Source organism: Mesorhizobium sp. M7A.F.Ca.CA.002.04.1.1 (assembly GCF_004022805.1).
In the GTDB taxonomy this organism is placed as follows: Bacteria; Pseudomonadota; Alphaproteobacteria; order Rhizobiales; family Rhizobiaceae; genus Mesorhizobium; species Mesorhizobium ciceri.
The window spans coordinates 1-5,491 of record NZ_RZPL01000369.1; the positions used below are offsets into that span (position 1 = coordinate 1).

General features: G+C 64.2%; 6 protein-coding genes and 1 pseudogene. All 7 read right to left on the reverse strand.

The window, feature by feature from the left end:
• Positions 1 to 272: pseudogene (locus tag ENZ75_RS19190) on the reverse strand (phosphonate metabolism protein/1,5-bisphosphokinase (PRPP-forming) PhnN); the annotation flags it as partial.
• Positions 269 to 1,420: an alpha-D-ribose 1-methylphosphonate 5-triphosphate diphosphatase gene (locus ENZ75_RS19195; RefSeq protein ID WP_063169766.1), complete on the reverse strand. Its 1,152-nt coding sequence runs from the start codon at positions 1,418 to 1,420 to the stop codon at positions 269 to 271. The gene ENZ75_RS19195 and the pseudogene ENZ75_RS19190, both read right to left, overlap by 4 nt.
• 13 nt (positions 1,421 to 1,433) lie before the next feature.
• A complete protein-coding gene (locus ENZ75_RS19200) occupies positions 1,434 to 2,141 on the reverse strand; it encodes a DUF1045 domain-containing protein (protein WP_027161055.1) in 708 nt (235 codons plus the stop codon).
• 153 nt (positions 2,142 to 2,294) lie between these two features.
• On the reverse strand, positions 2,295 to 3,107 hold the full coding sequence (iolB, locus tag ENZ75_RS19205; protein WP_063169767.1) for a 5-deoxy-glucuronate isomerase: 813 nt from the start codon (positions 3,105 to 3,107) through the stop codon (positions 2,295 to 2,297).
• 150 nt (positions 3,108 to 3,257) lie between these two features.
• Positions 3,258 to 3,476 carry a hypothetical protein gene (locus ENZ75_RS19210; RefSeq protein ID WP_027161053.1) on the reverse strand — a complete coding sequence of 73 codons (219 nt, stop codon included), beginning with the start codon at positions 3,474 to 3,476 and terminating at the stop codon, positions 3,258 to 3,260.
• Positions 3,477 to 3,534: 58 nt separating this feature from the next.
• Positions 3,535 to 4,452, reverse strand: coding sequence for a myo-inosose-2 dehydratase (gene iolE / locus ENZ75_RS19215; RefSeq protein ID WP_063169768.1), 918 nt, complete (start codon positions 4,450 to 4,452; stop codon positions 3,535 to 3,537).
• 114 nt (positions 4,453 to 4,566) lie between these two features.
• Positions 4,567 to 5,491, reverse strand: a 925-nt coding sequence (locus ENZ75_RS19220; protein ID WP_164887867.1) for a thiamine pyrophosphate-dependent enzyme, incomplete at its 5' end; no start/stop codon positions are given.

The following is a 5,491-nucleotide window of genomic DNA, read 5'->3' on the forward strand; positions in this document are numbered from 1 at the left end:
TCCCAGGAAATGGCGAAGGCGCCATCGGCTTCGGCTTCGGCGAAGGCAGCGTCGGCCAGCGTGTCGTGATCCTCGCTTGCGGCATCGCTCGGCCTGGTGATGACCCGGCGGACGAACTCCAGCCGCGTTTCGTCGGCAAAATGGTTGCGGGCGTAGCCGATCACCGTGTCCTTGCCGGCGCCGCTTGGGCCGACGACGGCGACGAAAACGCCATCGCGGATCGGAAACGTCTCGGCCGAAAGTTCCCGCTCGATCAGTGCCGACACCATCATGCCACCCGGCGTCCCTGCCGCCACACGGTGCGCACGACCGGAACATGGTCGTCGACGCGCACCCGCACCAGATCGGCGCGGCGGCCCTGCTCGATGACGCCGCGGTCGGTCAGTCCAACCGCATCGGCCGGGTTTTTCGAGACCATGGCGACGGCCTGCGGCAGGGAAATGCCTTCGACGACATCGCCGAGGAAGAACGCCGACTGGATCAGGCTGAAGGGAATGTAGTCGGACGACAAGATGTCGAGCAGGCCGTCGCTGGCCAGCGTACGGGCCGAGACATTGCCCGAATGCGAGGCGCCGCGCATGACGTTTGGCGCGCCCATCAGCACACCCATCCCGGCCTCTTTCGAGGCCCTTGCGGCCTCTTCCGTGGTCGGGAATTCGGCAACCCGCACGCCCTGCTCGATCGCTTCGTCGACATGGCCCGATGTGGCGTCGTCGTGGCTGGCCAGCACGATGCCGCGCTCCTGGCAGGCGGCGGCGATCACCGCCCGGTTCGGCGCCGAATTGCGCGCCGATTCGGCCATCCGTTTTTCGCAGAACACCTTGAAGTCGCGATCGGTCAGCTTCAGCTTGCGCTGGTAATAGTAGGCATAGGTTTCGAGATTGACGAACTGGCGCTGGCCTGGCGCATGATCCATCAGCGATGCCAGCTTAACCCGCTCGTCGCCGTCGAAATTGGCGAAAGCCCTGAGGCAGTCGGGTGCCGAAACCTCGCAGCGCAGGTGGATGAAATGGTCGGCGCGCAGACGGTCCTGCTTCACACTGTCCTCGATCGCGTCGGCCAGCTTGCGGATGTCGGCCGATGTCAGGTCGGCGTCTTCGTCCATGCCGACGCGCAAGGCGTCCAGCACGGTGGTGATGCCGGCGGTTGCCACCTGCGCGTCATGGGCGAGCACGGCGGCGATCGGATTCCAGCGCACCTTGGGCCGCGGCGCGTAATGGCCTTCGAGATGGTCGGTGTGCAACTCGACCAGCCCGGGAATAATATAGTCGCCGCCCATATCCTCGCCGATGCGGCCAGAGCCAAGGCTTGCGCCGGCTTCGATGCCGGCGATAAAGCCGTCGCGCAGCACCAGCGAACCTTCGACGATCTCGTCGGCAAGCACGATGCGGGCATTGTGGAGAACAGTCTCGGCGGTCATTTCAGGCAGTCCTTCAGGCGGTTTTTCTGGCCGGGCGGCGCCCGAGCGCGTGATGCGAGAGCACCATGAACGGCGCACCCGGTTCGGTTTCGACAAACAAGGTCAGCGCATCCACCAGCACCTTCTGTTGCAGCACTTCCGCGAACAGGCTGTCGATCGCTGCGCGCAAACGCGGGCTCTCCTGTGACCCCGCCCGGCCGGAGAGCGTCATGTGGAAGCGAAAGGTTTCGAAGACATAGGGGTAGCCCCATTGGCAGAGATTGCGGAACTCGGCCGGCTTCAGCGAATCCGGGCTGCGCCGCTCGATTTCCGCCTCGCTCAGCGGTGCGCGAAACCGGTCGAAGTCGCGCACCACGTCATCGGCGAACCGGTTGAGCGCAGGCACTGGCCCTTCCGGCACCAGTGCGAAGAAGCCGTCGATCTGGCTGACCACGAGACGGGGAATGGTCACCACCGGCGTCACCTCGGCAAAAAGGTCGAGTGCGGCGCGCAGCGAGACTTCCGTCTCGTTGGCAGCCAGGCGGAACGGTGCTTTCAGCGTCGCATGGAAACCATAGCGGCGCGCCGAAGCGGTGTGGAAAGCCACTTCCGCCGCCGACAGGTCGGCCACCGCTTCGACCGGCCTCGTGGCGGCGCCAAACGGGTCGCGGCCCAGCCAGTCGGCGGCGATCCGCGCCAGTGGCTCGTCCTGCCGGGGAGTGAAATAGAGGGCGTAGCGCATGGAAAGTCCTTGTCAGCTTCGCTGCCATAGGTGATTTCCATGACGAATTGACGAAGCCTTGCTGGCTTTCAGGTAACAAAACGCTGCGGCGGGGTCATTAGCCGACGATTTTTTCGTGCTGGACCAGGGGGCGAGTGCTCACGCAGCGACCGATCAGGCCTTCATCAGCCATTCATGCTCGGGCGCATTGTGGAACTTCCACGTCCGCTTCGGTCCTGCCATGACGTTGAGATAATAGAGGTCGTAGCCATGGCAGGCGGCGCAGGGGTGATAACCCCTGGGTACCAGCACGACATCGCCATCCTCGATCGCCATTGCTTCGTCGAGCGCGCGATGGCCGTTCTTGTCGGCGTCGGTGTAGACGCGCTGGAAGGCAAAGCCCTGCGGCGGGTTGAGGCGGTGATAGTAAGTTTCCTCGAGGTAGGATTCAGCGGGCAGATTGTCCTGGTCGTGCTTGTGCGGCGGATAGCTCGACGTATGCCCCCCGGGCGTGATGACCTCGACCACCAGCAGCGAATCGGCCGGCTTGCCCTCCGGCAGGATGTTGGTGACATAGCGCGTGTTGGTGCCCTTGCCGCGCACCTCCTGGCCGAGATCGTCCGGTCCGATGACGCGAACCGGCAGGCCGCCGCCAAGGCCCGGCGCCGAGCAGACCGCGACTTCCAGTTCGGTGTCCGCGGTCACCGACCAGTCCGAACCCTCAGGCACGTAGACCGACCACGGCTTGCCCTCGAAGGGCGACATGCGCTCGCCGAGCAGGCCGAGCTCCTTGCCGCCGGCTGAAGCCTTGCCCTTGCCGGTGACGAACACCAGGCAGACTTCGCGATCCTCCGTCTTGCCGAAGGCGCTCTCGCCCGGCTTCAGCCGATGCAGGTCGAAACCGACATAGGTCCAGCCCGCGCTTTTCGGCGTCACATGGGCGACGCGACCGTGGCCCTTGTCGGCTTTGACGAGCAGCTTCGACATTTTTGTCTCTCCTATCGAAATCTTCGAGATCGGCCGAAGCCTCTCTAACTTCGTCATCCTAGGGCCTAGCAGGAGCGAAGCTCCGTCGCGGAGACCCTCGGATGACGAAGTTAGAAGCACTGGAAGCTAACCGCCGACGCATGCGATCAGTCACTCCTTCGGCTCGGGCCCGACCGGAGGCCTCGCCTCGTCAGCAGGCTTGTAGAGATAAAAAAACTGCCAGACGGCGTAGCCGGCGAAGCCGAGCGCGATCATGCCCCAGAACGGCGTGCCGGTGGCGAACTCGATGATCGACCAGATGACGCAGACCGCGACGACGGCGACACGCCGCCACAAAGGCCGGAAGAAGGGGTGTTCGGAATCTTTCATCGGGCCAATCTACAGCAATCGGCCTCGCCGGGAACCCGTCGCACCAGCCATTGGGAAACTAGACATTTGGAAAGCCTTGCGTCTCGACCGTGTATCCGGCCGCCGTCATGACGCGCATCAATTCCTTGTAGCCCACTTGCGCCATCCTGAGCGGCGGGTTCTTCTTCGGGTCCTGCTCGGCCTCGACCACGAACCAGCCCTCATAGCCATGGTCGGCGAAGCGCTGCACGATGGCGCCGAAGTCCAGCGAACCGTCGCCCGGCACGGTGAAGGCGCCGAGCGCCACCGCGTCGAGGAAGGACTGCTTCGTGCGGTCGAGCTTTTCGATCACCCCCATGCGGACGTCCTTCACATGCACATGGCTGATCCGGGTATGGTGGTTGTCGATGGCGCGCAGCACGTCGCCGCCGGCGAATGCCAGATGGCCTGCATCGAGCAGCAGCGGAATGCCGGCTCCGGAATAGCGCATGAAGGCATCGAGTTCCGGCTCGGTCTCGACCACCGCCGCCATATGGTGGTGGTAGGACAGCGGCATGCCTTGTTCGGCGCACCATTCGCCAAATTCGGTCAGGCGCTTCGCATAGGCTTTCATCTCGTCGTCCGACAGCTTCGGCTTGGTCGCCAGCGGCTTCGAGCGGTCGCCCTGGATCGAACGGCCAACCTCGCCATAGACGATGCAAGGCGCGTTCACCGCCTTGAACAGGTCGATCATCGGCTGGATGCGATCCTTGTTGTCGGCCATCTCCCCATCGACCAGCGTGCCCGAGAACCAGCCGCCGCACAGCGTGACGTCGGCGGCCTTCAGGATCGGCAGCATGATTTCGGGGTCATTGGGAAAACGCCGGCCCATCTCCATGCCGGTGAAGCCGGCCGAGCGCGACTGGCGCAGACATTCTTCCAGCGACACGTCATCGCTGAGCTCCGCAAGATCGTCGTTCCACCACGCAATGGGGGACATGCCCAGTTTGGCTTTCAAGTCGTCACTCCGGTCCTAAAACAGTTTCTTGCTCGTTGGCGCCGCCCCTCATCTGCCTGCCGGCATCTTCTCCCCGTGTAGAGACGGGGAGAAGGAGGAGCTTCGGCGCCTATATCAATCGCCGATGGTCTGCATCTGCCGCTTTTCATCATACGCCTTGCGCGCCGCGTTGACCTGCGGCCGCACTGACACTTCCGGCACCGCCACATCCCACCAGTGACCGCCGGCATCGGTGGAAACCAGGGGGCCGGTGTCGATGACGAGCACCGTGGTGCGCGTATTCTTCCTGGCTTGTGCCAGCGCGTTTTCCAGCCCGGCGATCGACGGCACTTTCTCGGCAATCGCCCCCATGCTCGCCGCATGCGCGGCGAAGTCGATGTCGGGCAGAACCTCGTGGCGCGAGTCCTTCAGCAGATTGTTGAAGTTGGCGCCGCCGGTCGCCATCTGCAGCCGGTTGATGCAGCCGTAACCGCGGTTGTCGAGCAGCACGATGGTCAGCTTGAGGCCGAGCATCACCGAGGTGGCGATCTCCGAATTCATCATCAGGTAGGAGCCGTCGCCGATCATGACGACGATCTCCTCGCCGGGCTTCGCCATCTTGGCGCCGAGCCCGCCGGCAATCTCATAGCCCATGGTCGAGAAGCCGTATTCGCCATGGTACGAGCCGGGCGCGCCCGCCTGCCAAAGCTTGTGCAATTCGCCCGGCAACCCGCCGGAGGCATTCAGCAGCGTCACACCGGAGCCCATGGCGCGCTGCACCGCGCCGATCACCTGCGCATCGGACGGATAGGCGGCATTGGTCGACGCCGTCACCTTGGCCGCCTCGACCGCCCAGGCCTTCTTGCCGGACGACGCATTGTCGGTCCAGCTTGCCGGCGCCTTCCAGTCCTTCAGCGCAGCACCGAGTTCCGCCAGGCCCTCGGCCGCATCGGCCACCAGCGGCAGGGCGCGGTGCTTGCCGGCATCGAAGGGCTGCACGTTGAGTCCGATGATGGTCTTGCCCGAATTCTTGAACAGCGCCCACGAACCGGTGGTGAAA